The organism is Nocardia sp. NPDC046763 (genome assembly GCF_040645495.1).
Classification (GTDB): domain Bacteria; phylum Actinomycetota; class Actinomycetes; order Mycobacteriales; family Mycobacteriaceae; genus Nocardia.
Genome location: NZ_JBEYYI010000029.1, coordinates 110,036 through 132,210 on the forward strand (window position 1 = coordinate 110,036; position 22,175 = coordinate 132,210).

Consider the following 22,175-nt stretch of genomic DNA (forward strand, 5'->3'; position numbering starts at 1 on the left):
ACCGTAACTCCACAACCCGTCGTCCGCTACCAAGAGACATCGCACAACGGGACAACCCCCGGCGAGTCCGGCTCGCGGGGGGGCTGTCCCGGCTCGCCGGGGGGCTGTGCGGTGAGAGCTCTACCAGCACACCGCTATTCGGCGGTGTCCTTGCGGGCCTTGCTCGGCTGCACGCGCGGCGGCTCGTTGGGCATCTTCGGGTAGACCGGCGGCCAGGGCGCGTCCATCAGGCCCGCGGCCATGTCCTTCTCCGACATCTCCAGCAGCGGTTCCAGCGACTGGGGGGCACGATCGGCCCACGGGTCACCGAGTTCGGCGACTCGGGCCGGGACCGTCGCGATGGTCAGCTCGTCGGGGACGATCGCCTCCAGCGCATCCCACGAAATCGGGGTGGACACCTGCGCGCCGACCTTCGGGCGGACACACCAGGCGCCGAAAACCGTTTTGTGCGGGGCATTCTGGTTGAAATCGACGAACACCCGCGAACCGCGCTCTTCCTTCCACCAGGCGGCCGTGATGCGGTCGGGGTGGCGGCGTTCGAGCTCGCGGGCCAGCGCGACCGCGGCGGCACGAACCTGATAGCCGTCCCACTTCGGTTGCAGCAGCGCGTACAGATGTAGGCCGCGCGAGCCGGACGTCTTCACGCGCACATCGATACCCAGCTCGGTGCACAGCTCGCGAGTGGCGAAAGCGGCCGCACGCAGATCGTCGAAACCGATGCCGGGGGAGGGGTCCAGATCGATGCGCAACTCATCGGTGACACCGGTCGGCGGCAGGACGGTGCCGGCCGCGTCCATGACCGGCGGAAACGTGGAGGCGGCCTCGGCGCCGGCATGGGTCGGCCAGACGTGGAAACCCAAGCAGCCCAAATTCACCGCCCACACGATGTGCGCCATATCGACAGCGACCAGCGCGTCGCTGGTGGTCCCGTTCGGAGTCGACACCACCGTGGTCTGCAGCCAGTCCGGCACCGACTTCGGTACCCGCTTCTGGAACCAGGACTTACCGGACGCTCCGTCCGGATAGCGTTCCAGCAGCACCGGTCGCCCACCGATGGTCCGCATGATCGGATCGGCAACGGCCAGATAGTAATTCACCAGATCCAGCTTGGTTTCCCCACGTTTGGAGAAGTACACCTTCCCCGGATTGGAGACGCCGACCGTATGCCTGGCCACCTCCAGCTCCACCGAATCGCTCACCGCGCAGTCCCTTTCGCGTTCCTGGCGTCGGCGAAGATATCGGCCAGCTCGGCGGGAGCCACCTCGTCGAGCTGGGCGTAGGTGCACGATTCGGGGGTGCGGTCGGTGCGGAACCGCACCAGCCGTCCACCGTGCCGCAGCCGGCCCGCCATCACGTGCTCGTAGCGCACCTCGGCCACCAGCTCCGGGCGCAGCGCCTCCCACGACAGATCCTTGCCGCCGGTCCAGCGGCTCACCCCGCCCGGCATCTTCCCGTCCGCCTTGGCCTGCGCCGCCGCATCGGCCCACGACCGCCACGGATGCTGCTCGAGCGCGTTCTCGCGCAACGGTTCCAGCTCACCGACCAGCTCCTTGCGGCGCGCCGCGGTGAAACTCGACGCCACCCCGACATGATGCAGGTTCCCCTCGTCGTCGAACAGCCCCAGCAGCAGCGACCCCACCCCCTGCCCGTCCTTGTGCCAGCGGAACCCGGCCACCACGCAGTCGGCGGTCCGCTCATGCTTGATCTTGAGCATCACCCGCTTGTCCTGCAGGTACGGCAGATCCGCCGCCTTGGCCATCACCCCGTCGAACCCCGCGCCCTCGAACCGGGTGAACCAGTCCGCCGCCACCTGCGGGTCCTCGGTCATCGGCGTCAGATGCGTGCCCGGGGCCTGCCCGTCGAGCACGGTCTCCAGCATCCGCCGCCGCTCGGCGAAGGGCCGATCGGTCAGATCCTGTTCACCCAGCGCCAGCAGGTCGAAGCCGACGAAGCTGGCCGGTGTCTCCACCGCCAGCTTGTTCACCCGCGACGCCGCCGGATGCAGCCGGTTCTGCAGCGTGTCGAAATCCAGGCCGTTCTCGGTGACGACCACGATCTCCCCGTCCACCACGCACTTGTCCGGCAGCGCCCGACCCAGTAGTTCCACCAGTTCGGGGAAGTACCGGGTCAGGGGCCGGTCGTTGCGGGAACCGAGTTCGATCTCGTCGCCGTCGCGGAACACGATGCAGCGGAAGCCGTCCCATTTCGGCTCGAACAGCAACCCGGCGTCACGGGGAAGCTCCGAGACCGATTTGGCCAGCATCGGTTTGACCGGTGGCATGACGGGCAGTTGCACACGACCTCCTCGGTTCGCTGTGGACCCGAGACCGATCGTAATGCGAACCGCTCAGTTTTCGATCCACCCGTGCTGATCGGCGAAGGCGGTGAGCCGGTCCCGGATGGTGATGATCTCCGCCGCGGTCAGCTGCGGCGAGGCATCCAGCAGCAACTCGGTGATCAGCCGGCGATGCTCGGCCGCACTCAACTGCCCCGACCCGCGATGATCCTTGCCCTTGGTGTGCCGCACCGGGGCCGACTGCCCCGGCACCACCGCCAGGTTGATCGCCTTGGGGCCCCGATCGCCCTCGGTCACATCGAATTCGAACACCCGCCCCTGGCGCAACTCGTCCTCGTCCAGCCCGATGTCGTTGACGTGCACGAACACATCCGGACCACCGTCTTCCGGACGGATGAATCCGAAACCCCGAGAACTGTCGAACGACACCAATTTCCCGATGGACACCTAAACACCCGCTCCTCGTCGCCGCGTCCCTCTGGCGGTCACTCTAGTCCGCGGGCCGATCGTTGTTGGAAGAAAGTGCCTTTTGCAACGAATTGAAGACCGTCAGCCCCTGGCCCACCATGCCGTTCACGATCTCCGAGACCCCATCGGGGCCATTGAGCACGGTCAGGTTCGCCTTCGACAAGCCCACCGAAGCCTGCTTGACGATCTCGGGCAACTGCTCGATCAGCAGCTGATCCAGCGCGATCCGGTTGTTCGACGCCGCCGCCTCGGCCTGGATGCGCGTGCGATCGGCCTCTGCCTCGGCCAGGATCCGCACCCGATCCGCCTCTGCCCGAGCCGGTTTCACCACCTCGGCCTGCAGCTGCTGCTCACGCAGCTCGGCCTGCTTGCGCGCCTGCTCGGCCTGTGCGGACAGCACCTCCTGCAGGGCGGTGGCCTGCGCGAGCGGACCCGCCTGCGCCGCTTCGGCATTGGCCTTGTCGATATCGCGCTGATACTGCGCCTTGAGGATCGCGGTCTCGCGCTGATACTCGGCCTGCTTGCGCTGGGACTCCTGCTCGGCCTGCGCCGCCAGTTGCGCGGCCGCGGCCTGCGCGATCTGCGCGTCACGCTTGACCGCGGCATTGTGCGGGGCGGCCAGGGCCGCGATGTAGCCGAGGTTGCCGTCGTCGATGTGCTGGATCTGGAACGAGTCCACCCACAACCCGATATTGCTCATCTCCACCTTGGAGGCCACCAGCACCTCGTCGGCGAGCTTCTGGCGCTCGCGGATGATCTCCTCCACCGTCATCGACCCCACGATCGAGCGCAGATGCCCGGAGAAGATCCGCCCGGTCAGCACGCTCATCTCCCGCTCCTGCTCGGACAGGAACCGTTGTGCCGCATTGACGATCGACTGCGTGTCGTTGGCGACCTTGAACGCGATCACCGCCCGCACGTCGAGCTGGATGGCCTGCTTGGTGACGCAGCGTTCGCCGATCTCGGCCTCGAACATGGCCAGCGACAGATACCGCACCTTGCGGAACAACGGCACCACCCACGCGCCGTGCCCGATGATCACCCGAAACGGTGCGTTGTCCTTGCCGCCGCGGCCGCCGCTGACCAGCATCGCCTGGTCCGGAGCCGGAACGTGATACCCGAGCATCGCTGTCTCCCTCTACTCGTGGAACGAAGTTCTCGATCTATCGATCGCCCGGAAGGGGAATCCACGCAACAACATCGACGATGCGCCCCGGATGCACGGCCACGACGAGCACGGTCGCGTCGGCCGGCAACGGCTCCTCGGCGCGGGCAATGTAGAGCTCGGTTCCCCCTCGAATAGCGACCCGCACCTCACCGAGGAGTCCCTTGCCCCGGATCGGCGAGGTCAGCGTACCGGTCAGGCCCACTACCGGGTCGGTCATCGCGAATGAACTCCTCGACTGGATCGCTCGAGAACGCCAGCGTACGCGCGCCGACGGGGCCGACCGGGGACCCTGGGAAATCGCCGGGCATTTGCTGTCTCTCGGTAGGATCGGGTGATCCGACTCCTGGCGACCATCGCGCCGCAGAGAGGATCTGCCCGTGAGCACCGATCGCATCCCCGTCGATCCCACCGATTCCGAGGGCAGAAGCGATGTGCGCGAACCGGATCCGGGTGACCCCTCCGAGTTCGAGATGCGGGCCCAGGCCGCCGCCGACGCGGCCGCCGAAAACTTCTACGACAATGACGACGGCCGGCCGCCACCGACGGAATGAGCCGCGATGACGATGCTGCCCGGATGCCGCGAAACGCCGATACCAATATGTGCTGGTTTCGTAACCGACCGGCTGGCAGGCTGAACCGGTGACCACCCCTCCGGATACCGTGGCGGCCGATTCCGCCGACGACAAACTGGACATCGGCGTCTTCAAAATCGCCGGCGTCGTGGTGCTCGGCGCGATCATGTCGATCCTCGACGTGACCGTCGTGACCGTAGCGATCCCCACCTTCCAGCACGACTTCGACACCACCTACGCCATCGCCGCCTGGTCGATGACCGGCTACACCCTCGCCCTGGCGAGCGTCATCCCGCTCACCGGCTGGGCCGCCGACCGGTTCGGCACCAAACGCCTCTACATGATGGCGCTGGTGTTCTTCGTGCTCGGCTCGGTGCTGTGCTCGACGGCCTGGAACATCGAGTCCCTCATCGCCTTCCGCGTCATCCAGGGCCTGGGCGGCGGCATGCTCATGCCGCTGGGCATGACGATCATGACCCACGCCGCGGGCCCGCAGCGCATCGGCCGCGTCATGGCGGTCCTGGGCGTGCCGATGCTGCTGGGTCCGATCGGCGGCCCGATCCTGGGCGGCTGGCTGATCGAATCCTTCAGCTGGCACTGGATCTTCCTGATCAACCTGCCCATCGGCATCATCGCGTTGATCCTGGCGTTCGTGGTCTTCCCGCGCGACAACCCCGAACCCTCGCAGACCTTCGACTTCCTCGGCATGCTGCTGGCCTCACCCGGTCTGGCCGCCTTCCTCTACGGCGTGTCCTCGATCCCCGGTGAGGGCACCGTCAAATCGGCCAAGGTGCTCATCCCCGCGATCGTCGGCCTGGCGCTGCTGATCGGGTTCGTCTTCCACGCCCTGCGCACCGAGCACCCGCTGATCGAGCTGCGGCTGTTCACGAACAGGCCGCTGCGCTTCGCGGTGATGACCATGACCCTGTTCGCCATGGCGTTCTTCGGTTCCGGTCTGCTGCTGCCGTCATATCTGCAGCAGGTGCGCGGAGAATCGACGCTGGCCGCCGGCCTGCTCATCGCCCCGCAGGGCCTGGGCGCCATGCTCACCATGCCGATCGCGGGCCGGCTGGTCGACAAGATCGGGCCCGGCAAGATCGTGCTCACCGGAATCACCGTCATGTCGGTGGCCATGGCGTTCCTGACCCAGGTCAAGGCCGACACCCCTTACGCGCTGCTGTGCGGGGTGCTGTTCGTGATGGGTCTGGGCATGGGCTGCACCATGATGCCGACCATGACCGCCGCCATCCAGACACTGACCCACAGTGAGGTCGCGCGCGGGTCGACGCTGATGAACATCGTCAACCAGACCGCCGGATCCATCGGCACCGCAACCATTTCCGTGGTGCTGACCAGCCTGCTCAACCGGGGCGACACCCTGGGCGACAAGGGCGTGCAGCTGCCCCCGGGCGCCCCCGACCCGTCGCTGGCCAACGCGGCCATCGGGTCGCGCTACAACGGCCAGCTCGCGCATCTGCCGCACACCTTGCTCGACGAGGGCTTCGACCTCGCCGCGCGCGCCTTCGCCCACACCTTCGTGGTGGCGCTGTGCCTCCTGGCCGCCACCTTGATTCCGGCATTCTTCCTGCCCCGCGCCAAACCGGCCGTACCCACCGCGGCCGACGCGCCAGCCGTCGTCCACTGACCCGAAAACCCGTGTGGCCCATCCGGAAACGCTTCCGGGTGGGCCACACGGCCTTTCCGCGTCTCGGGGTCGCGGTAGAACTCGCCGAAAATCCAATGAAGTTCGGCATATGTGCTGATCAGCGCTAAGGCTTCGGTGCTCTACAAGCCCGGCATTGGACGCGAGAAAGTCGCTCCCTGTGGTCGTATCTGACCGGACTCGCAGGTCAGGCCAACTTCGTTGTTTTTCCGCGAAAACTAACGATTCGAGCGCCGAGCGCGACCGCCTGCTGGGCCGCGGCATCCACATCGGGCACCGGCACGTGGCAGATGGCAGATGGCAGATGGCCGAGGCTCCCTACGACAGCACCCGGGAGTTGGATCGGGTGCCCGAGCGGTACCGGCGGGCTCTGTATCTGCGCGGAGTCCGCACCGTGGGCGATCTGCTCGGTCTGTCGGACACCCGGCTGCTGGCGATACCCGGGATCGGCGAGCACCGTGTCACGGTCATCGCCGATGCTCGCGCCCGCTACGCCGCGGACCGGGCCGCGGCGGAGCCTGCGGGGTAGTCGGCACGATCGGTCAGGGCCACGCCCCACATCGTCACCGTCCGGGCCCGGCGGGGAACCGAATACCTGCCGGCTCCATCACTTCTGGGGTTGATGCGCCTGCCCGCGCCCATCTGTCGGACACCGCAATCCGGATACGCGTGCAGGCGCATCGCAACACCACCCGAACGCCCGCCCGGTGTGCGGTGCCCGGGAAGACGACACGCTCGGTCCGGCAGTGGTTGCCGGTGCCGTGCAGGGGCCATGAGTACGCAGGGGCTACCAGTCGTAGTCCCTCATCTTGTAGCGCAGGAACTCCTCGAAGGAGACCTGCCCGTCCCCCGACCGGTCTTGGTTCATATGGCGCGAAATGGCCCGCCCCACGTCCGGGCCCTGGGTCGCGCCCCACTCGACGGCTTCCTCGAGGGTGATGTAACCGTCGTGGTCTGTGTCGATCTGGTCGAACTCCTGTTTGGCGGCTTCGAACTGCTCCTGGTCCATAACCATGCCCGTCTCCTTTGCCGGTTGGTTTCCGCTGAACAGTCACGCCTTCGTTCGTCGTCGATCAACCGCTCAGCGTACGCGGAAAGTTTGCTGGGATGTCTGGATTGCCGGGGAATGTCAACTCCGGTTGGTTGGTTGACCCTCTGGTTCCGTTCGAGTCGTGACCCGTTGTGCTCTGGCATTGGTGTTCGGGATCGGTGGGGTCAGAGGAATATGAGGATGCCGACCGCGGCGAGTAGGTCCCAGACAACGCAGCCTTGTATCCACCAGTGGGGGATGCCGCGTAGTCCGATGGTGTGGTGGTCGCGGTGATGGAGCAGGTCCCACAGGCCGTGGGCGGCCCAACCGAGCGTCAGCCACCGCGGGTCGATCGTGACGGCGAGCACGATGGCGACGACGCCGACGAGGGTGAAGGTGAGCTCGGCGGTACGGCCGTCGCGTTCACGCCACAGCAGCGAGAACAGCGGATAGCAGCTGAAAAGCCCTGCCACGCTGACGCATCCGATGACCAGGCCCACGGTGGGCAGGCCCACGACCGCGACGGTGGCGATCGCGCCGGCCACGGCGAGCAGGCAGGCCGTCCTCACGCTCACGAACGTTTGGAACGGTGAGTCGGGACGACCCCATGCCGACACGGTCAACAGCGAGTTCACGGTGTGAGCATATGGCCCCACCCCCTTGCTGAGAAGGTGTAGGCGAAATCTTCTCATACTGTCATCGGGGTCTGATCGGGTCAGTCGTTGGTCTTGGCTACGGGACGCAGCCCAGGTCGCGCTCAGCACGATGCAGCCTGCGGATCTCCGCCCAATCCTCCACGTTCAACACCTCGTGATTCGCCACAGGGTGGTGGGTCAGCCTTCACCCGGAACCAGAGGGTCAGGATCAGGATCTCACCGGAATCGACAAGGAATCGATACGAACCGAATCACTGGGCTCGATGTCGTCCTCGCCGGGAGAACGCCGGGGTCCGCAAGACCGGCACTGCGGTCGCGACCGGTCAACCGCCGGCCGTCGCGAAGCGGATACCGCTGCTCACGCTGCGGCGGCGAAGGCAAAAATCCACGCCGACCGCCTCTGCACCCGATGCACCTTCCGCGACAAGCTCAGCGAAATACTCGACGACGGCACCGGCCGGATCAAACCCGAACTCATTCCCCTCGTCGACTATCTGCTCGCCATGAACAATCCGCTGTCTGGCCTGACCTGGCTCTATCCACGAAAAGGACGAGACAGATCCCCAGCGGACCTGCTGCGCGACCTCGGGCGCGGCCACGTCGAGCTGACCCACGAGGCATTCCATACGCTCGAACCCTGGCGCGCCGCAGCACATCTGAGGGAGATGCTGATGGCCTGCGGTGTTCTGCCCGCTGTCGACAAACAGATCTGCGGATTCGAACGCTGGCTGATCGGCCACCTCGCCACCATCACCGACGCCGACCACGCCCAGATTGTCCGCCGCTTCGCGACCTGGCATCTTCTGCCTCAGCTGCGCGCCAAGGCCGAACGCAAGCCGATCAACCCAACGAACCGACGCCACGCTCACGACCATGTCATGCACGCAACCCGGTTTCTGGAATGGCTTGCAGACCAACAACTTACGCTTGCCGCCTGCCGCCAGGCCGACATCGATTCCTGGCACGTCGAGAACAGCGCGGGCCGCCGCGAACTCCTCCGCACCTTTCTGTTGTGGTGCATCGAAAGCAAACTCCTGCAGCGGTTCCACCTGTCCACCAAAGAGCGCCACCGGGGATCGCCCATGCCGCCCGAAGACCGCATCGAACTGATAGGGCTCGTGCTGAACGGCGAAGACCAGCCACTATGTTCCCGCGCGGCGGCCGTGATCGTTCTGCTCTACGCCCAGCCCCTCAGCCGCGTCGCCCGACTCACCGTCGATGACGTCATCCGCGACGACGAGCAAGTTTTTCTACGGCTCGGCGAACCGCCGTCTCCGGTCCCGGAACCGGTCGCCGACATCCTGCTCGCCTGGATCGACAACCGCACCAACATGAACACCGCGACCAACCGTGGCTCGCGCTGGCTGTTTCCCGGCCGCCGAGCCGAACAGCCGATGCACCCCGAAACACTCGGCGGCCTGGTCAAAGCGCTGGGCATCGCCAACGTCCCCGCCCGAACCTCCGCCATGCGCCAGCACGTCCAGCAGATGCCTGCCCGGTCGTCGCCGACGCACTCGGCTGCCACCCTGTTACTACGACCAAGCTCGCCGCCGAAGCAGCGACCACCTGGAGCCGCTACGTCACCGCCCCCAGGTTCCGGTCACCCACCGGTTGGAAACCGTCGACCACTCGCGACAGTTGAATACGCGATCTCACCAGTCCGGGACCCCGTCTCAGGGCAGCGGGGAACCGGTGGTGATGAGGCGCTCGCCATTGTTAGCGTGAGGTATGGACACAGCGGGCCGACGACGCGAGCATCTGCGAGAGTTCCTGCGCGACAGACGCTCCCGCCTCACCCCCGACCAGGTCGGACTGCCCACCGCGGGCCGCCGCCGCACCCCCGGGCTGCGCCGCGAAGAAGTCGCCGTCCTCGCCGGCGTCGGCGTCTCCTGGTACACCTGGCTCGAACAAGGCCGCGACATCACCGTCTCCACCGACGTCCTCGACGCCATCGCCGCCGCCCTGCAGCTCACCGCCCCCGAACGCGCCCACCTCTACGTCCTGGCCGGCCTCAACCCACCCTGCCCGGCCACCGACAGCGGCACCGACATCACCGTCGAGACCCGCAACCTCCTCGACGCCTGGAACCCCCGCCCCGCCGTCCTGCGCGACCGCTACTGGAACGTGCTGGCCTACAACGACACCGCACGCGCCGTCTTCGGCTACGACGGCCCCGGCCACAACTGCCTGGTCACCTACTTCACCAACCCGCGCTACCTGGCCGTGCCACAGACGTGGTCCGAGGCCGCCCCCGCTGTCGTAGCCGCCTACCGTGCCGACTCCGCACTCTGCCCCGGCGACCCCGGCTTCGACTCCGTCATCACCGAACTCGCCTCCCGCAGCCCGGAATTCGCCCGCCTCTGGTCCCGCCACGATGTCGGCGCGGCCCAGCAGGCGGTCAACGCCCTGGAACACCCCGAGGCCGGTGAACTCCACTTCGACGCCACCACCCTCACCCTCGCCGACCGATCCGACCGCCACCTGGTCCTCTACAACCCCCGCGCCGGCACCGACACCGCCGCCCGCCTCGACCAGCTCCACCGCCTCCGCCTCGCCCCACCCGCCTGAGCCCGCGGTGACGACTCCCTGATCCCGATCGCGTGGCTCCCGGCGCGCGAGCGTCGCTTCCCGGTTCGGCCACATCGCTCGGCAAGGTGGTGGTGGCACACCCACGATAGCTGCGCACTGTTTATGCACAGTGCGGCGCGGCAGGCTGAAGTCATGACACACAACGGGTTTCGGTTCCAGGACAAGGTCGCGCTCATCACCGGCGGTAGCAGTGGGATGGGGCTGGCCGCTGCGCGGCGGCTCCTCGGGGAGGGGGCGTGGGTGATCGTCACCGGGCGTGACAAGGACCGGCTCGATACCGCGGTGGCCGAGCTGGGGGAGCGGGCGGTCGGGGTGGCCGGGGACGCCACCGTGGCCGAGGATCTCGAGGCGCTGGCGCGGGTGGTGTCCGAGCGGTTCGGACGGCTGGATGTGGTGTTCGTGAATGCGGGAATCGGTGCGTTCCAGCCGGTTTCGGCGGTCACCGGCGGCGAATTCGATCGGGTGGTGGGGATCAATTTCAAGGCCGCGTTCTTCACCGTGCGGCAGGTGCTGCCGATGCTGGTCGACGGGGGTGCGATCGTCCTCAACGCCTCCTTCGCCCCGTATCGGGGCGCGCCCGGCGCCGCACTGTATTCGGCGACGAAGGCGGCGGTGCAGAGTCTGACGCGGACGCTGGCGGCGGAGTTGGCGCCACGCGGGATTCGGGTGAACTCGGTGAGCCCCGGCTACATCGACACCCCCGCCTTCCGGGCCGAGGCCTCCGCCGACGCGCAGGCCGCCGCGGGGGCGCGGGTGGCGCTCGGGCGGGTCGGCGACAGCGACGAGGTGGCCGCCGCCGTCGCGTTCCTGGCCTCCGCGGATGCCTCCTACATCACCGGTCAGGACCTGCTCGTCGATGGCGGCCTGACCACGGTGGTCCCGTCGGCGATGGTGTGAATCAGAAGGCGCGCAGGTCGGCGGTGATGCGGCCGGAATCGGTGTCGTCCGCGATCCCGCCCACCGACGCATCCGGCAGCGGCACCGCGAACGGGGCCGACCGATCCGACCGCAGCGCGACGTTCACTCCTCGGCCTCGGCCCGCTGCGGCACCGTGCGCCACCCGACGCTGGTCACCGACGGCTCCAGGCTCAACCGGCTCACCGCGGCCTCCATCTGCCGGTCGTCGCGGCGGTCACCGGTCAGCTCCGCCCGCACCTGCACCCGGCCCGGGGAGGTGTCGTGGCTCGAGATCGACACCAGCCGGAAGTCGGTGCGCGTCAGCGACTGCACCAGCAGTGCCCGCACATGCGCCTCGTGCGCGTCGTCGGTGTCGGCGTGGAAGCCGTACAACGCCTCCTGTGCCTCGACCTCGTCGATACCGGGGCGATCCACCGTGCGCGCCACCGTGCGCAGCGCGGTATTGACCACCACCACCGCCACGGTGCCCGCCACCGCGGTCGAATACATGCCCGCACCCGCGAGCGCACCCACCGCCGCCGCACACCACAGCGTCGCCGCCGTGTTCAGGCCGCGGATATTGAACCCGTCGCGCAGGATCACACCCGCACCCAGGAACCCGATACCCGAAACAATCTGCGCCGCAACACGAGTCGGATCCGCCGACGCACCGTTGAAGCCGTGCGCGGACAGCAGCACGAACAAGGTCGCCCCGGCGGCGACCAGCGAATTCGTGCGCAGTCCTGCCATCCGGGCCCGGAACTGACGCTCGAACCCGATCACCGCGCCCAACCCGACACCCGTGCCGAGTCGCAGCAGCATTTCCCACGTGGTCATCTCGATCTCCCAGTGCATGACGGCGCACTCCGGACTCGGACGCTACCGGGGTACAGGTAGCGGCCGGGGGATTGCAGGAGTGTCGCCGAGTGAACGATTGGCTAACGGAACTCGCTCCGGTCCATCGGGCACGACCACCACCTCCTCGACGCCACACGCACGCATGCCGGGGGAGTGGGACCGGCGTGAACTCGCCGGTACGGGTACCACCCCTCGTAAGACCTTCAGCACTCCACGGCGTGAACCCGCCACGGGTGGCGGGAGCCGGTCGGGGCATCCCCTTAGCTCGGGGAAACCTGTCCTGATCCGGGGCGTCTCTCGACGTTCGGGATCGCCGGCCTGTATCCGTGAAGGAGCCTCAGCTAACGACGGCACCTTGCGCCCAGAAGTAAACACCCGCCCGCCACGATCGGCAACCCGACGTGAGCGCCGTCGCATTCGTGCAGCCGCTGGCGTCGCGCCTCGACCGCGACCCGCGCCACCAGCCGCACCACGCACAGCACCGCCACCACCGCGGCGAAGATCTGCACCGCGGCCAGCAGACCCGTCGCGCCCGCCAGCAGGCCGACACCGATGACCGGGCCGCCGCTGCCGCAGTAGGCCATCACGAAATAGGTCGACAGCACATCGGCGTGACGATCGGCGGGCGCGGCCGCATTGATCGCGGTCAATCCCGACAGGAACACCAGGCCGTGACCGGCCCCGGCCAGCACCGTCGCGAACAACAGCAACGGCAGCGAGGAGACCGCGCCCGCGACCGCCAGCAGCACCAGACCCACCGCCAGCAGCGGGAACCCGGTGAAGTCCAGGGCCCGTTCGGGTTTTCCGTAACCGACCAGCTGCGCCGCCGCCCACGCCGTGGGCAGCAGTGCGGCCGCCGCACCACCGATCACCAGATTCGTACTGCCCGACAGGGTCGCGGCATAGGTCGGGATCAGCGTGAGGAAGACGCCGACCACCGCGAAACCCAGGAACGCGCCCGTGCCCGCGGCCGCGAAGACCGCACCCATCCCGGCCGGGATACTCGGCCGTCGCGGCCGCCACCGGCTGACCACCGCGGTCTCGGGCAGCGCCGCCACCGCCACCACGGCCGGAACCAGCAGCGCCAGCTCCACCATGAACGGCGTCACGTACGGAGCCGGAAGATATTGCGCCAGAACAGCTCCCAGCACCGGACCCAGACCCATACCGCCCGCCGAGGCCACCGCCGACACCAGCGCGGCACGGCGGCGGCTACCGTGCGGCTCCAGCTCGGTCAGGGCGGCGGTGAGCGCACCCGAGGCCGCCCCGACCGCCAGCCCCTGCAGGATGCGGGCCGCGAACAACCACGCCACATCGGTGGCCAGTGCGAAACCCAGCGTGCCCAGCGCCGCCAGCACCAGCGCGGGCAGCAGAATCCGGCGTCGCCCCAGCGCATCCGAGGCCGGACCGGCGATCAGCAGCGCGGGAATCAGCACCCCCATGTAGACCGCGAACACCAGCGTCATCACCAGTGGCGAGAACCCGAACCGATGCGCATAACCGTGATACAGCGGCGTGGCCACATTCGTGCCCGTCAACAGGATCAACAGCGTGTAGGCGGTGCCCCGGAACCGCGCGGTGCTCCCGGGCGGTGAATCCTGCGGGGCGGCAGCGCGATCGGAAGCGGCTGCGGTGGATTGCTCGACGGTCATGGCGTCCTCCCGGCACAGATATGTTCGATAATTCCGAACATAACAGGATGTTCGGAATCTGTGAACATGCGGACTAGTCTGGACACCATGGCGAGCCGAACCGCGACCGAACTGGTCCACCCCGACCGCGACGAACTACGGTTCACCACCGTGCTGGCCGCCCTCGCCGACCCCGTCCGGCTCACCATCGTCACCCGCCTGGCCGCCGCCGAGAACGGCGAACTGGCCTGCACCACCTTCGATCTGCCGATCAGCAAGTCCACCCAGAGCGGGCACTTCAAGACCCTGCGCGAAGCCGGCGTCATCCGTCAGCGCGACGAGGGCACCCGCCGCCTCAACCGGCTGCGCACCGAGGATCTCGAGGCCCGCTTCCCCGGCCTGCTCGACCTGGTCGTCACCCACGGTCGCGGTGCGACCCTGAGCGCCTAGCCCGAATGTCGCGGCGACTCCGGCCTGGTCGACGCCGGTTCGTGCCCGCCCGGACTCGGGACGGTCGGCACCCGCCATCGCGCCGCGACGGAAATGGGGCACCCGCCCGCCGAGCCGGCCCGGTGGTCGCCCCGGGTGCGCATACTGCGCCGGTCGCTCGACCGCGTGCACGCGGCGGTACCGGCCGCCCGATCGGACGAGCCGAACCCGCTGCGCCGCAAGCGGACCCGGGCGGGCCGACCGCCCGGCTCAGCCGCGATACATGCCGCGATAGGCGTCGATGGTCTCCACCAGATGATCGACGATCTGCTCGCGTGTGGCGCGCAGCGTGCCATTGAGCCACGCCGAGAACATGCCCGCATTACCGCTGGCCATGGTGACCGCCGCCAGCCGCCGTCGCACCGGATCGTCGATGTGGGCGAACAGGTGATCCTGGATCAACCGGGTGAACGCGGGCATCACCGCGATCGTCGTCTGCCCCAGCCCCGTCGAGGAATACGGCTCCACCAGAAACAGCCGCGACTTGCGCGGATCCTCGAGCACCTTGTCCACCAGCGTCTCCGACAGCGCGCGATCCCGGTCCGGATCGTCGACGACCGCGAAGGCCGTCATCGGATCCAGGAACTCCTCGGCGATCTGGCGATAGAGCACATCGAGCAGTTCGTCTCGGCTGGCGAAGGATTCGTAGAAGTAGCGGTCGGTCAGGTTGGCGCGCCGGCACACCGCACGCATGGTGACCGCGCCCGCCCCGGACTCGCCGATCAGGTCCAGTGCGGCCTCGAGCAGCGCGGCCCGGCGCGCCTCACGGCGTTCGGTGAGGGTCGTTCCACCCCAGATACGGGGCTCGGCGTCGGAGGGAGGCTGCTCGGTGTGCACCGGGTCAAGAGTAATGCCCGGTGCCGGGCGGGATCGCGCACCCGGCATCGGCGGGCGTTCGGTGCGTGAGCTGAGCGACCCGCGGCGGGGCGCGTCATCGGTGCCCGTTCCGGGCGCTGATCGACGCGGTCCGACCGGTGCCGGGCCGATTCGCGGCGATGTCGACAATGCCGACTACCGTGAGTGGATGGACATCAGCGCGTTCATCGCGGGCCGCCTCGACAAGCAGCAGGAAGCCGCTGAATTCGCTCTGAAACTCGAGCGTGACTTCCGAGACACCGGCCGCGTGATCAAATACGAATGGGTGCGTCACGTGCGCCGCCGCGGCAGCCGCACCGCCCCGTCGTCGGTGTTCCTGCCCGGCGCACCGACCCCGACCGAACTGTTGCGGCACCAAGCGGCGCTGCGGCTGATCCTCGGCCAGCACACCCCCGATGCGGGCGGGCACTGCTCGGTGTGCCGGCAGCCCGACTCCCGTGGCGACCACGAACCGGCGGCATGGCCGTGCCCGACCGTGCGCGCGGTGGCCGGCATCTGGTCCGATCACCGGGACTACCCGCTTCCGCGTGATTGATCGGCGCAGGGCCGAATCCATTCGCCGGATGCCGGATGTGATCGCACACCCGGCACCGGACCACCGGGTACTCGGGGTTCCGGAAGTACTCGCCGAAAATCCAACGAAATTCCGGATGTGCCCTGGTAGAGGGTGATTCGGCGGTTCCGGGTGTGGGGTGGGGTGGTTGGTGCTCGGCTTGGCTGCCGTTGAGGTCGGTCGGCGTGCCGGAGGGCTGGTTTCGTGGCGACGCGGGTATTCGCAGACGAGGAGTTGCAGCGTCTTCGGGAGTTCCCGGAGATCGGCCGCGAGCAGCTGTTCCGGTACTTCACTCTCAGCCCAGCAGATTTGGCGTTCAGCGCGCCGCAGGGACGAGGTGTGAGCCTGGGCCTGGCCGTGATCCTGTGCAGCCTGCCGTGGCTCGGGTTTGTCCTGGTCAAGGTCACTGCTGCGCCGCCGGTGGCGGTCGCCCGGTTGGCCGAGCAGTTGAATGTCGATGCGGCGCAGCTTCGTTCGTACGGCCGCCGTGCGCAGACGCGCAGTGAACATGTGCGTCTGGTGGCCCAATACCTGGGCTGGAGGGCAGCGGAAGCCATCGAGCTGAAGGAGCTGGATGAGTTCCTGTTGACACGGGGCGATGGAGCACGATTCGCCGACGCTGTTGTTCCGTGTGGCGTGTGAGTATCGTGCGCCACGAGGCGCCGCTGTCCATATTGGAGGTGGAATGACTCCGAAGTGATTGTGTCGCAGCATGATCGCTGTAGCCGGGGGCAGCCTGAGCCGGGAGACGCCGGGGAGGGTGGGAGCAGCCCCGACAAAGCCGGGACGTGCCAGCACTGCCGAATGGTGCGGGTCCGGTGAGCGTGGGACAAAGGTGGACGCGAGGAACCGGTGTCATAAAGCTCCTCAAGCAGGCCGTCAGCTCGAACTCGGTGGATCTGGGCTGGCTTGCGGCGCGTACCCGGCTCGTCATTCGAGTCGGGGAACTCTCTCGAGGGTTGGTATGCCCGACAGGGAGGTCACGGCGAAAGTCTGCGGCGTAGCCGTGACGAGGCCGCTGGAGCAAAGCCGGCCACCTCCTGTCCCGAATGGATAGCGGTGAACGTGGGAACCATCCCGTTTCGCCCATTGTGGCTCGTAGCCAACGGGTTTCGGTGGGCAGGCCCGTCGTCGGCTGGTGGGACGTGGATGGGGCGGAGGGGCCGTAGTACTTCGAGCCGGGGAAAGCCCGGTGCATGGGGAAGGGCCCCAGTGGATGTCGACGGTGAGGAACTGTAATGGACGGAGCCATCTGTGAATTCGGATGAGTCGTGGCCGGACTTCGATGAAGCCTGGTCACGGGTACGGCGGATGCAGGCCAAACTGTACTTGTGGGCGACCCGCGATGCGGGTCGAGTGTTCGACGATCTACACAATTTGGTGTGTGATCCGGCGTTTCTGGTGCATGCGTGGGAACGGGTCCACAGCAATACCGGCGGTCGGACTGCCGGGGTCGACGGGGTTGCACCTCGGTCGATCCCGAAGGAATCGACGGTGTTGTTGTCCAGGCTGCGGATCGAGTTGCGGGGCAGAACGTTTCACCCCGAACCGGTCCGTGAGAAGCTGATCCCGAAACCAGGCTATCCACTGAGGAAACGCCGGTTGGGGATACCGACGGCAGCGGACCGGGTGGTGCAGGCCGCGCTGAAGTTGGTGCTCGAGCCGATCTTCGAGGCCGGATTCCAGTCCAGTTCCTATGGATTCCGGCCACGGAGGCGTGCTCAGGACGCGATCGCCGAGATTCATCTTTTCGGTTCCCAGGGTTATCGTTGGGTGCTCGAAGCTGATATCGAGGCGTGTTTCGACCGGATCGACCACACGACCCTGATGGATCGGATACGTCACCGGATCACAGACAGGCGTGTCTTGGCCCTGATCAAAGCCTTCCTCAAAGCCGGGGTCCTCGGCGAGGACGGCATGAATCGGGATACCCACACGGGAACTCCGCAGGGTGGAATTCTTTCGCCGCTTTTGGCGAATATCGCCTTGTCGGTGCTGGACGACCACTATCAACACAAGTGGGATGCCGACGTCGAGGGTCGCAAGTACCCGGGTAGACGGCGGAGTTACCTGCACCGTACCGGAAGAGCGACTTATCGGCTCGTCCGTTTCGCGGACGATTTCGTGGTCCTGGTCCATGGCGGGCAACATCACGCCGAACAGGCCAGGACGGAGGTTGCTGAGGTTCTTCGTCCGATGGGATTGTCTCTGTCGCCGGAGAAGACTCGCGTGGTACACATCGATGACGGGTTCGACTTCCTCGGCTGGCGCATCCAGCGTCGGGTGAAACGAGGAACGAACCGCAGAAAGAAAGTGATCTACACCTACCCGTCGAAGAAGTCGCTGCACTCGATCGTCGGGAAGGTCCGGATCATGACGAGTAGATCGACAACCAGTAAATCGCTGGAAGAGCTGCTCAAATACCTGAACAGCGTGGTTCGGGGCTGGTGTATGTATTTCCGGCACGGTGTCTCATCGGCTACCTTCCGCTATCTCCGTCACTACATGTGGCGGGAAGTAGGAAATTGGATGAAGGTGAAACACCGGCGAATGAGCTGGCCGAATCTGAGACGCCGGTATTCCGATCCTGGGTACCCGGTGTATTGGCCAGCCGAGAATGGGACCGTGCTCTATGACCCCGCGACAATAGTTATCGAGCGATATCGATGGCGGGGTTACACGATCCCGACACCATGGAGCGCTCGGGCGGAACAGCTCGAAGCACTCGCACAGGCATGACATCCATGGAGAGCCCGTTGCGTCGAGAGGCGCACGGCGGGTTCGGCGGGCGGCTACGGGAAACGGACCCGAGGCAACTCGGGCACTGCGCCCGTGGCCGACCCAACTGATCTCAGCGCGGGTGATCCGGCCGGGCCCAGTCACGCTCGTGGAGCGGATCGCGCACGCGGGCAACCAGGCTCAGGCCGAGACGTACGACCGGCTGGAACACGAGCTCATACCGCAGCGGTACCAGGACCTGGACGCTTTGCTGGTTGTCGATCCGTCGCTGGGGATGTCGCGGTTGACGTGGTTGTCGACCGGCCCGGTGGAGGCTTCCGCGATTGCGGTGAAAGCCGAAGTCGACGAGCTGGGGTTCCTGCGCGGGCTGGGTGCCGACACCCTGGACATCTCGGCGCTGCCTGCCGAGCGGCGGCGGTTCCTGGCCACGATGGGTCGCCGGTTGACGGGTCAGGCTCTGGAACGGCGTGATCCGCAGCGGCGGTATCCGATCCTGCTCACTCTGCTGGCGCAGTCGGCCACAGACGTGCTCGACGAGGTGGTGGAGCTGTTCGACCAGGCGATCTCGGCGAAATTCAGCACCGCCGAAAAGCGGATGCGTGAGGAGTTGGCCGAACGCGGCCGCTCCGGTGAAGACCGGCAAGCCTTGCTGGACGATCTCCTCTCGATCATCACCGACATGCAGATCCCCGAGGAGGAGATCGGCGGGCTGATTCGCGGTGACCGGATCGGGTGGGAAAGGTTGCGCGCGGCGATAGCGCAGGCCAAGCCGCGGTTGCCGCGCGATCACGGCCACCTGGCAGCCCTCGATGCGTCGTATTCGTATCTGCGGCAGTTCACTCCGGCCGTGTTGTTGGCGGTGCGGTTCGCCGGCGGGACCGCGGCCACCGAGTCGCTGATCGCGGTGAACATGCTGCGCGAACTCAACGCGACCGGTGGCCGGAAGGTCGGCGATGCACCGACCAGGTTCGTGCCCACCAAATCGACTGTGGTGCAGTCGATCTCGATCTCACTGAACTGAAGCAACATGGGCTGGTGGGTATCCTGCGGTCGTGAGGATGGGACGAAACACCGGTGGCTGGCTGGAAGACACGCAGGCGTCGTACGACACGGTCGCTGCTAGTTATGCAGAACTGACGCGTCACCTTCTGGATGAAACACCCGAAGAGCGCGCTGTCCTGGCGTTGTTCGCCGATCTGGTGCGTGCCCAGGGCGCGGGGCCAGTTGCGGATGTGGGATGCGGGACGGGGAGGATCACGGCTCACCTGTGTCGGCTGGGCGTGGACGTGTTCGGAATCGACTTGTCGCCCGGAATGATCGGGGTGGCTCGGCGTGATCACCCTGGCCTGCGGTTCGATCTTGGCTCTATGACGAACCTCGCTCTGTCGGACGCCTCGATGGCCGGCCTGGTCGCGTGGTACTCGCTGATCCACGTCCCCGACGATGAGATCAGTCTGGTCTTCGCGCATTTCCAGCGAGTGCTTCGGCCCGGCGGGCCGCTGTTGCTCGGGTTCCACGTCGGAGACGAGTCGCAGTTGATGACCCAGGGCTATGGCGGGCACCCAATGAACCTCTATGTCCATCGTCGCCAGCACAGCCAAATGCATGCGTGGCTCGAGGATGCCGGTCTCGTCGTCGAGGCATCCAGAACTCTCACCTCGGCCGAAAGCAAGCTCGGGGGGATCATTCTCGCGCGCCGCCCGGTTGCCGATCCCGAAAGGTGACCTCGCCGTTGTGAGCCACGGATGCGATGAGCCACTCGGCAGGAGCGGTAGAAGGGTCCTGCGATCGAAGGAACGCGCCGCATTCGGTGCGGGCCCAGTGTTGGGCAGCCCCATTGGGACCACAGGAATTTCCGTGCACAGCTGGCGGGCCTAGTCAGGTGAGATGATCTCAGCCCGTTGATCTTCGGAGCGCTCGCGCTGGCCGGTTCGGTCAGCGCAGTATGCGACAGAATAGTGCGTTCCGCGCTCTCGCCGCGCGCGGCAGTGCAGAGGGCTGCAACTGCTCTCGTGGTGCTACCCCACGAGGTTGGTGACCCACTTGCCAGTAGTGTCGCGCACTGGTCCATCAGGAGTCGGGTGCCACTACGCACCCACCTTCTCGTCGACTGCACCATGCTCACCGTGCCCGCCGTGGTGCACGAACCAGCCAAGGTAGCTGTCGATTTCGAATTTGTGGAGCCAACGTCTCGAGGACACTCCGGCTAGTTGGCGACCCTGTGGCCGTGAATGCAAGGATGCAGCATGGGGTTTGAGTCGATCGTCTCGTCGGCTGCTGTCGTAGGTACGGCATCAACGTTTATCGTTGTTCTCTATACGACGATTCGTTCCTGGATGCTGAAGTTCTCGGCGATCGAACGCGCGGCCCGCGGCTCACTACAGGCAGCCGAGGAGCTGGACTTACTGCGCGACGAACCCGGTCGTCTCCACGAGACGCAATCTCGGAACGCACAGCATGGGCGGCTGTTCGGTCAACGTCCAACCAACACATCGAAATCCGCGCCGCACCCGCCCAACTCGCAGCCTTCCGGGCTGCGCTCCGATGACAATGCGCAGCGGCGGAGTCGCCCACGGCTGCCTGCTGATCCCGCAGCCGGGTTGCCTGAAGTTCCCTCCTGGCTCCGGGAAGATCCCGACCTGCTCCATGCCCGCGCAATCGATGCCGCTCCTGGAGCGACCACGAGCCGCACCCCGAGTGTTGACGCACTGCAGGCACGTGAGTACTTCGCGCACATCGCAGATGCCAAGCGACAAAGTGCAATCTACTTTTGGACCTACCTCCTGTCCGGGGTGCTCGGTGTCTCTCTGCTCCTGACAGCCGCGGGTCTCGCGGCTTTCGGCAGCCGAGACATTGCTATCTTCACCACGATTTGCGGCGCGCTCCCCACAGCGATTTCCGGACTGTTCTACAAGCGCGCTGGAGACGTCGACAAGGCGGCCAGGGACAACCTTGCATTGCTGGACAAGGCTGTTGAGAATGCGAAACGAATGAGGTCAGCAAGAGAAGCTGCATCCAACCTCCCGCCAGGACCCGAACGAGACCGCATCTTGAGCATGATCGCTGTCAGACAACTGTTCCCCGACGCTGCCCCGACCGACCTTGCCGCTCTGCTACCACAGAGCAACCACAACGCGGAGATCGCCGACAGATCCCACCCACGAGATACCGAAACCGAGCGGTCATGAAGGCCCACGTGTCAGGCAGTCTCAAGGTCAGCATCGGCGATCGGCCGCTGCGATAGATCGTCGGTCTCGTGAACCAGCCAGCGTAGAAACACCACCACGTGCGTCGTGGGATTGGAATCAACCTGCGCGACAGCTGCTTTTGTACGGATCGCCTCGGGAGCACCCTGGAATCGGTAGTTGTTGGTCTCTGCAACCGCCCTCGCATCAACGAGATCCAGGCCGGTGTGCCAAAGGGCGGGGGCCGCCAGCCCCGAACTCGATTGTCTGGTCGGTCACGTCCGCGCGTTCGCCACGATCATGAAGGAGCGGGCGGGACCTCGAAGAATGGATGACGGCCGTCGACGCCGACGACCAGCCTGCGCTGCACTCCTTCGTCTGCGGCGGGTGTTGTCAACGGACATCGGGACATGGCTCTGGCACAAAGTTGTTGGTGGCGTTGATGTTCGGGTCAGACGTCGAGTAGCAGGCGGCGTCGGAGAAGGTCGAAGTTGGCCCTGCCGTA

General features: G+C 66.6%; 22 protein-coding genes, 2 pseudogenes and 1 riboswitch. Of the genes and pseudogenes, 12 read left to right on the top strand and 12 right to left on the bottom strand.

Translation table 11 applies throughout. From position 1 onward, the window contains the following. Window positions 1–134: 134 nt before the first annotated feature. From ABZ909_RS34990 to ABZ909_RS35010, 5 genes are read right to left on the bottom strand one after another with little or no spacing between them, the layout of a single operon-like run. Window positions 135–1,199: an ATP-dependent DNA ligase gene (locus tag ABZ909_RS34990; protein WP_357008530.1), complete on the bottom strand. Its 1,065-nt coding sequence runs from the start codon at window positions 1,197–1,199 to the stop codon at window positions 135–137. Then, on the bottom strand, window positions 1,196–2,296 hold the full coding sequence (locus ABZ909_RS34995; RefSeq protein WP_357008533.1) for an ATP-dependent DNA ligase: 1,101 nt from the start codon (window positions 2,294–2,296) through the stop codon (window positions 1,196–1,198). Before ABZ909_RS34995 ends, ABZ909_RS34990 begins: the two co-directional genes overlap by 4 nt. Window positions 2,297–2,347: 51 nt before the next feature. Beyond that, window positions 2,348–2,743 carry a cold shock domain-containing protein gene (locus ABZ909_RS35000; protein ID WP_357008536.1) on the bottom strand — a complete coding sequence of 132 codons (396 nt, stop codon included), beginning with the start codon at window positions 2,741–2,743 and terminating at the stop codon, window positions 2,348–2,350. Between the two features lie 43 nt (window positions 2,744–2,786). Beyond that, window positions 2,787–3,890: an SPFH domain-containing protein gene (locus tag ABZ909_RS35005; RefSeq protein WP_357008538.1), complete on the bottom strand. Its 1,104-nt coding sequence runs from the start codon at window positions 3,888–3,890 to the stop codon at window positions 2,787–2,789. A 37-nt stretch (window positions 3,891–3,927) separates the two neighbouring features. After that, the gene (locus ABZ909_RS35010) at window positions 3,928–4,149 is read right to left on the bottom strand and encodes a hypothetical protein (protein ID WP_357008541.1); all 222 of its coding nucleotides are present in this window, start codon (window positions 4,147–4,149) and stop codon (window positions 3,928–3,930) included. 160 nt (window positions 4,150–4,309) lie between these two features. Between ABZ909_RS35010 and ABZ909_RS35015 the strand changes: the two genes are divergently transcribed. The 3 genes from ABZ909_RS35015 (at window position 4,310) to ABZ909_RS35025 (ending at window position 6,696) form a co-directional block, all read left to right on the top strand. Beyond that, the gene (locus ABZ909_RS35015) at window positions 4,310–4,483 is read left to right on the top strand and encodes a hypothetical protein (protein ID WP_357008544.1); all 174 of its coding nucleotides are present in this window, start codon (window positions 4,310–4,312) and stop codon (window positions 4,481–4,483) included. Window positions 4,484–4,571: 88 nt separating this feature from the next. Continuing rightward, window positions 4,572–6,149, top strand: a complete 1,578-nt coding sequence (locus ABZ909_RS35020; protein ID WP_357008547.1) for a DHA2 family efflux MFS transporter permease subunit — start codon at window positions 4,572–4,574, stop codon at window positions 6,147–6,149. A gap of 322 nt (window positions 6,150–6,471) precedes the next feature. After that, window positions 6,472–6,696 (top strand): helix-hairpin-helix domain-containing protein, encoded by a 225-nt coding sequence (locus ABZ909_RS35025; RefSeq protein WP_357008550.1) that lies wholly within the window; start codon window positions 6,472–6,474, stop codon window positions 6,694–6,696. Window positions 6,697–6,954: 258 nt separating this feature from the next. Here the strand turns inward: ABZ909_RS35025 and ABZ909_RS35030 are convergent, their stop codons facing one another. The 3 genes from ABZ909_RS35030 to ABZ909_RS35040 all read right to left on the bottom strand — a co-directional run bounded on the left by ABZ909_RS35030 (window position 6,955) and on the right by ABZ909_RS35040 (window position 8,902). After that, window positions 6,955–7,182 carry an EF-hand domain-containing protein gene (locus ABZ909_RS35030; RefSeq protein WP_357008553.1) on the bottom strand — a complete coding sequence of 76 codons (228 nt, stop codon included), beginning with the start codon at window positions 7,180–7,182 and terminating at the stop codon, window positions 6,955–6,957. Between the two features lie 200 nt (window positions 7,183–7,382). Beyond that, complete coding sequence (locus ABZ909_RS35035) at window positions 7,383–7,832, bottom strand: hypothetical protein (protein WP_357008556.1); 450 nt, start codon at window positions 7,830–7,832, stop codon at window positions 7,383–7,385. A gap of 344 nt (window positions 7,833–8,176) precedes the next feature. Then, window positions 8,177–8,902: a hypothetical protein gene (locus ABZ909_RS35040; protein ID WP_357008558.1), complete on the bottom strand. Its 726-nt coding sequence runs from the start codon at window positions 8,900–8,902 to the stop codon at window positions 8,177–8,179. A 679-nt stretch (window positions 8,903–9,581) separates the two neighbouring features. Here ABZ909_RS35040 and ABZ909_RS35045 point away from each other — a divergent pair. Both ABZ909_RS35045 and ABZ909_RS35050 read left to right on the top strand, forming a co-directional pair. Next, window positions 9,582–10,421, top strand: a complete 840-nt coding sequence (locus ABZ909_RS35045) for a helix-turn-helix transcriptional regulator (RefSeq protein ID WP_357008561.1) — start codon at window positions 9,582–9,584, stop codon at window positions 10,419–10,421. Between the two features lie 153 nt (window positions 10,422–10,574). After that, the gene (locus ABZ909_RS35050; RefSeq protein ID WP_357008564.1) at window positions 10,575–11,339 is read left to right on the top strand and encodes a glucose 1-dehydrogenase; all 765 of its coding nucleotides are present in this window, start codon (window positions 10,575–10,577) and stop codon (window positions 11,337–11,339) included. Window position 11,340: 1 nt separating this feature from the next. Here the strand turns inward: ABZ909_RS35050 and ABZ909_RS35055 are convergent, their stop codons facing one another. The 3 genes from ABZ909_RS35055 to ABZ909_RS35065 all read right to left on the bottom strand — a co-directional run bounded on the left by ABZ909_RS35055 (window position 11,341) and on the right by ABZ909_RS35065 (window position 13,849). Further along, on the bottom strand, window positions 11,341–11,466 hold the full coding sequence (locus tag ABZ909_RS35055) for a hypothetical protein (protein WP_357008567.1): 126 nt from the start codon (window positions 11,464–11,466) through the stop codon (window positions 11,341–11,343). Beyond that, on the bottom strand, window positions 11,463–12,176 hold the full coding sequence (locus ABZ909_RS35060; protein WP_357008570.1) for an MgtC/SapB family protein: 714 nt from the start codon (window positions 12,174–12,176) through the stop codon (window positions 11,463–11,465). Before ABZ909_RS35060 ends, ABZ909_RS35055 begins: the two co-directional genes overlap by 4 nt. A 201-nt stretch (window positions 12,177–12,377) precedes the next feature. Beyond that, window positions 12,378–12,553: riboswitch (M-box (ykoK) riboswitch) on the bottom strand. Then, entirely contained in the window at window positions 12,539–13,849 is a 1,311-nt protein-coding gene (locus ABZ909_RS35065) for an MFS transporter (RefSeq protein WP_357008573.1), read from the bottom strand. It overlaps the preceding riboswitch by 15 nt. 87 nt (window positions 13,850–13,936) lie before the next feature. Between ABZ909_RS35065 and ABZ909_RS35070 the strand changes: the two genes are divergently transcribed. After that, a complete protein-coding gene (locus tag ABZ909_RS35070; RefSeq protein ID WP_357008576.1) occupies window positions 13,937–14,278 on the top strand; it encodes an ArsR family transcriptional regulator in 342 nt (113 codons plus the stop codon). A 249-nt stretch (window positions 14,279–14,527) separates the two neighbouring features. On the opposite strand, the gene ABZ909_RS35075 is transcribed toward ABZ909_RS35070, so the two are convergent. After that, on the bottom strand, window positions 14,528–15,154 hold the full coding sequence (locus tag ABZ909_RS35075; RefSeq protein ID WP_357008579.1) for a TetR/AcrR family transcriptional regulator: 627 nt from the start codon (window positions 15,152–15,154) through the stop codon (window positions 14,528–14,530). 13 nt (window positions 15,155–15,167) lie between these two features. Between ABZ909_RS35075 and ABZ909_RS35080 the strand changes: the two genes are divergently transcribed. The 6 genes and pseudogenes from ABZ909_RS35080 (at window position 15,168) to ABZ909_RS35105 (ending at window position 21,673) form a co-directional block, all read left to right on the top strand. Continuing rightward, window positions 15,168–15,728 carry a DUF6221 family protein gene (locus ABZ909_RS35080; protein WP_357008582.1) on the top strand — a complete coding sequence of 187 codons (561 nt, stop codon included), beginning with the start codon at window positions 15,168–15,170 and terminating at the stop codon, window positions 15,726–15,728. A 222-nt stretch (window positions 15,729–15,950) separates the two neighbouring features. Then, window positions 15,951–16,392: pseudogene (locus tag ABZ909_RS35085) on the top strand (DUF4158 domain-containing protein); the annotation flags it as partial. A gap of 608 nt (window positions 16,393–17,000) precedes the next feature. Beyond that, the gene (ltrA, locus tag ABZ909_RS35090) at window positions 17,001–18,485 is read left to right on the top strand and encodes a group II intron reverse transcriptase/maturase (protein ID WP_357008584.1); all 1,485 of its coding nucleotides are present in this window, start codon (window positions 17,001–17,003) and stop codon (window positions 18,483–18,485) included. Between the two features lie 106 nt (window positions 18,486–18,591). After that, a pseudogene (locus tag ABZ909_RS35095) lies at window positions 18,592–19,467 on the top strand (Tn3 family transposase); the annotation flags it as partial. Window positions 19,468–19,543: 76 nt separating this feature from the next. Next, window positions 19,544–20,209, top strand: a complete 666-nt coding sequence (locus ABZ909_RS35100; RefSeq protein WP_357008586.1) for a class I SAM-dependent methyltransferase — start codon at window positions 19,544–19,546, stop codon at window positions 20,207–20,209. A 522-nt stretch (window positions 20,210–20,731) separates the two neighbouring features. Next, window positions 20,732–21,673 (top strand): hypothetical protein, encoded by a 942-nt coding sequence (locus tag ABZ909_RS35105; protein ID WP_357008589.1) that lies wholly within the window; start codon window positions 20,732–20,734, stop codon window positions 21,671–21,673. Window positions 21,674–22,175: the final 502 nt, after the last annotated feature.

Bases quoted from the DNA above. Each gene is read 5' to 3' on its own strand.
- ABZ909_RS35070 (WP_357008576.1), top strand. From the start codon at position 13,937: ATGGCGAGCCGAACCGCGACCGAACTGGTCCACCCCGACCGCGACGAA.
- ABZ909_RS35045 (WP_357008561.1), top strand. From the start codon at position 9,582: ATGGACACAGCGGGCCGACGACGCGAGCATCTGCGAGAGTTCCTGCGC.
- ABZ909_RS35005 (WP_357008538.1), bottom strand. From the start codon at position 3,890: ATGCTCGGGTATCACGTTCCGGCTCCGGACCAGGCGATGCTGGTCAGC.
- ABZ909_RS35065 (WP_357008573.1), bottom strand. From the start codon at position 13,849: ATGACCGTCGAGCAATCCACCGCAGCCGCTTCCGATCGCGCTGCCGCC.
- ABZ909_RS35080 (WP_357008582.1), top strand. From the start codon at position 15,168: ATGCCCGGTGCCGGGCGGGATCGCGCACCCGGCATCGGCGGGCGTTCG.
- ABZ909_RS35060 (WP_357008570.1), bottom strand. From the start codon at position 12,176: ATGACCACGTGGGAAATGCTGCTGCGACTCGGCACGGGTGTCGGGTTG.
- ABZ909_RS35030 (WP_357008553.1), bottom strand. From the start codon at position 7,182: ATGGTTATGGACCAGGAGCAGTTCGAAGCCGCCAAACAGGAGTTCGAC.
- ABZ909_RS35050 (WP_357008564.1), top strand. From the start codon at position 10,575: ATGACACACAACGGGTTTCGGTTCCAGGACAAGGTCGCGCTCATCACC.
- ABZ909_RS35100 (WP_357008586.1), top strand. From the start codon at position 19,544: ATGGGACGAAACACCGGTGGCTGGCTGGAAGACACGCAGGCGTCGTAC.
- ABZ909_RS35025 (WP_357008550.1), top strand. From the start codon at position 6,472: ATGGCCGAGGCTCCCTACGACAGCACCCGGGAGTTGGATCGGGTGCCC.
- ABZ909_RS35010 (WP_357008541.1), bottom strand. From the start codon at position 4,149: ATGACCGACCCGGTAGTGGGCCTGACCGGTACGCTGACCTCGCCGATC.
- ABZ909_RS35105 (WP_357008589.1), top strand. From the start codon at position 20,732: ATGGGGTTTGAGTCGATCGTCTCGTCGGCTGCTGTCGTAGGTACGGCA.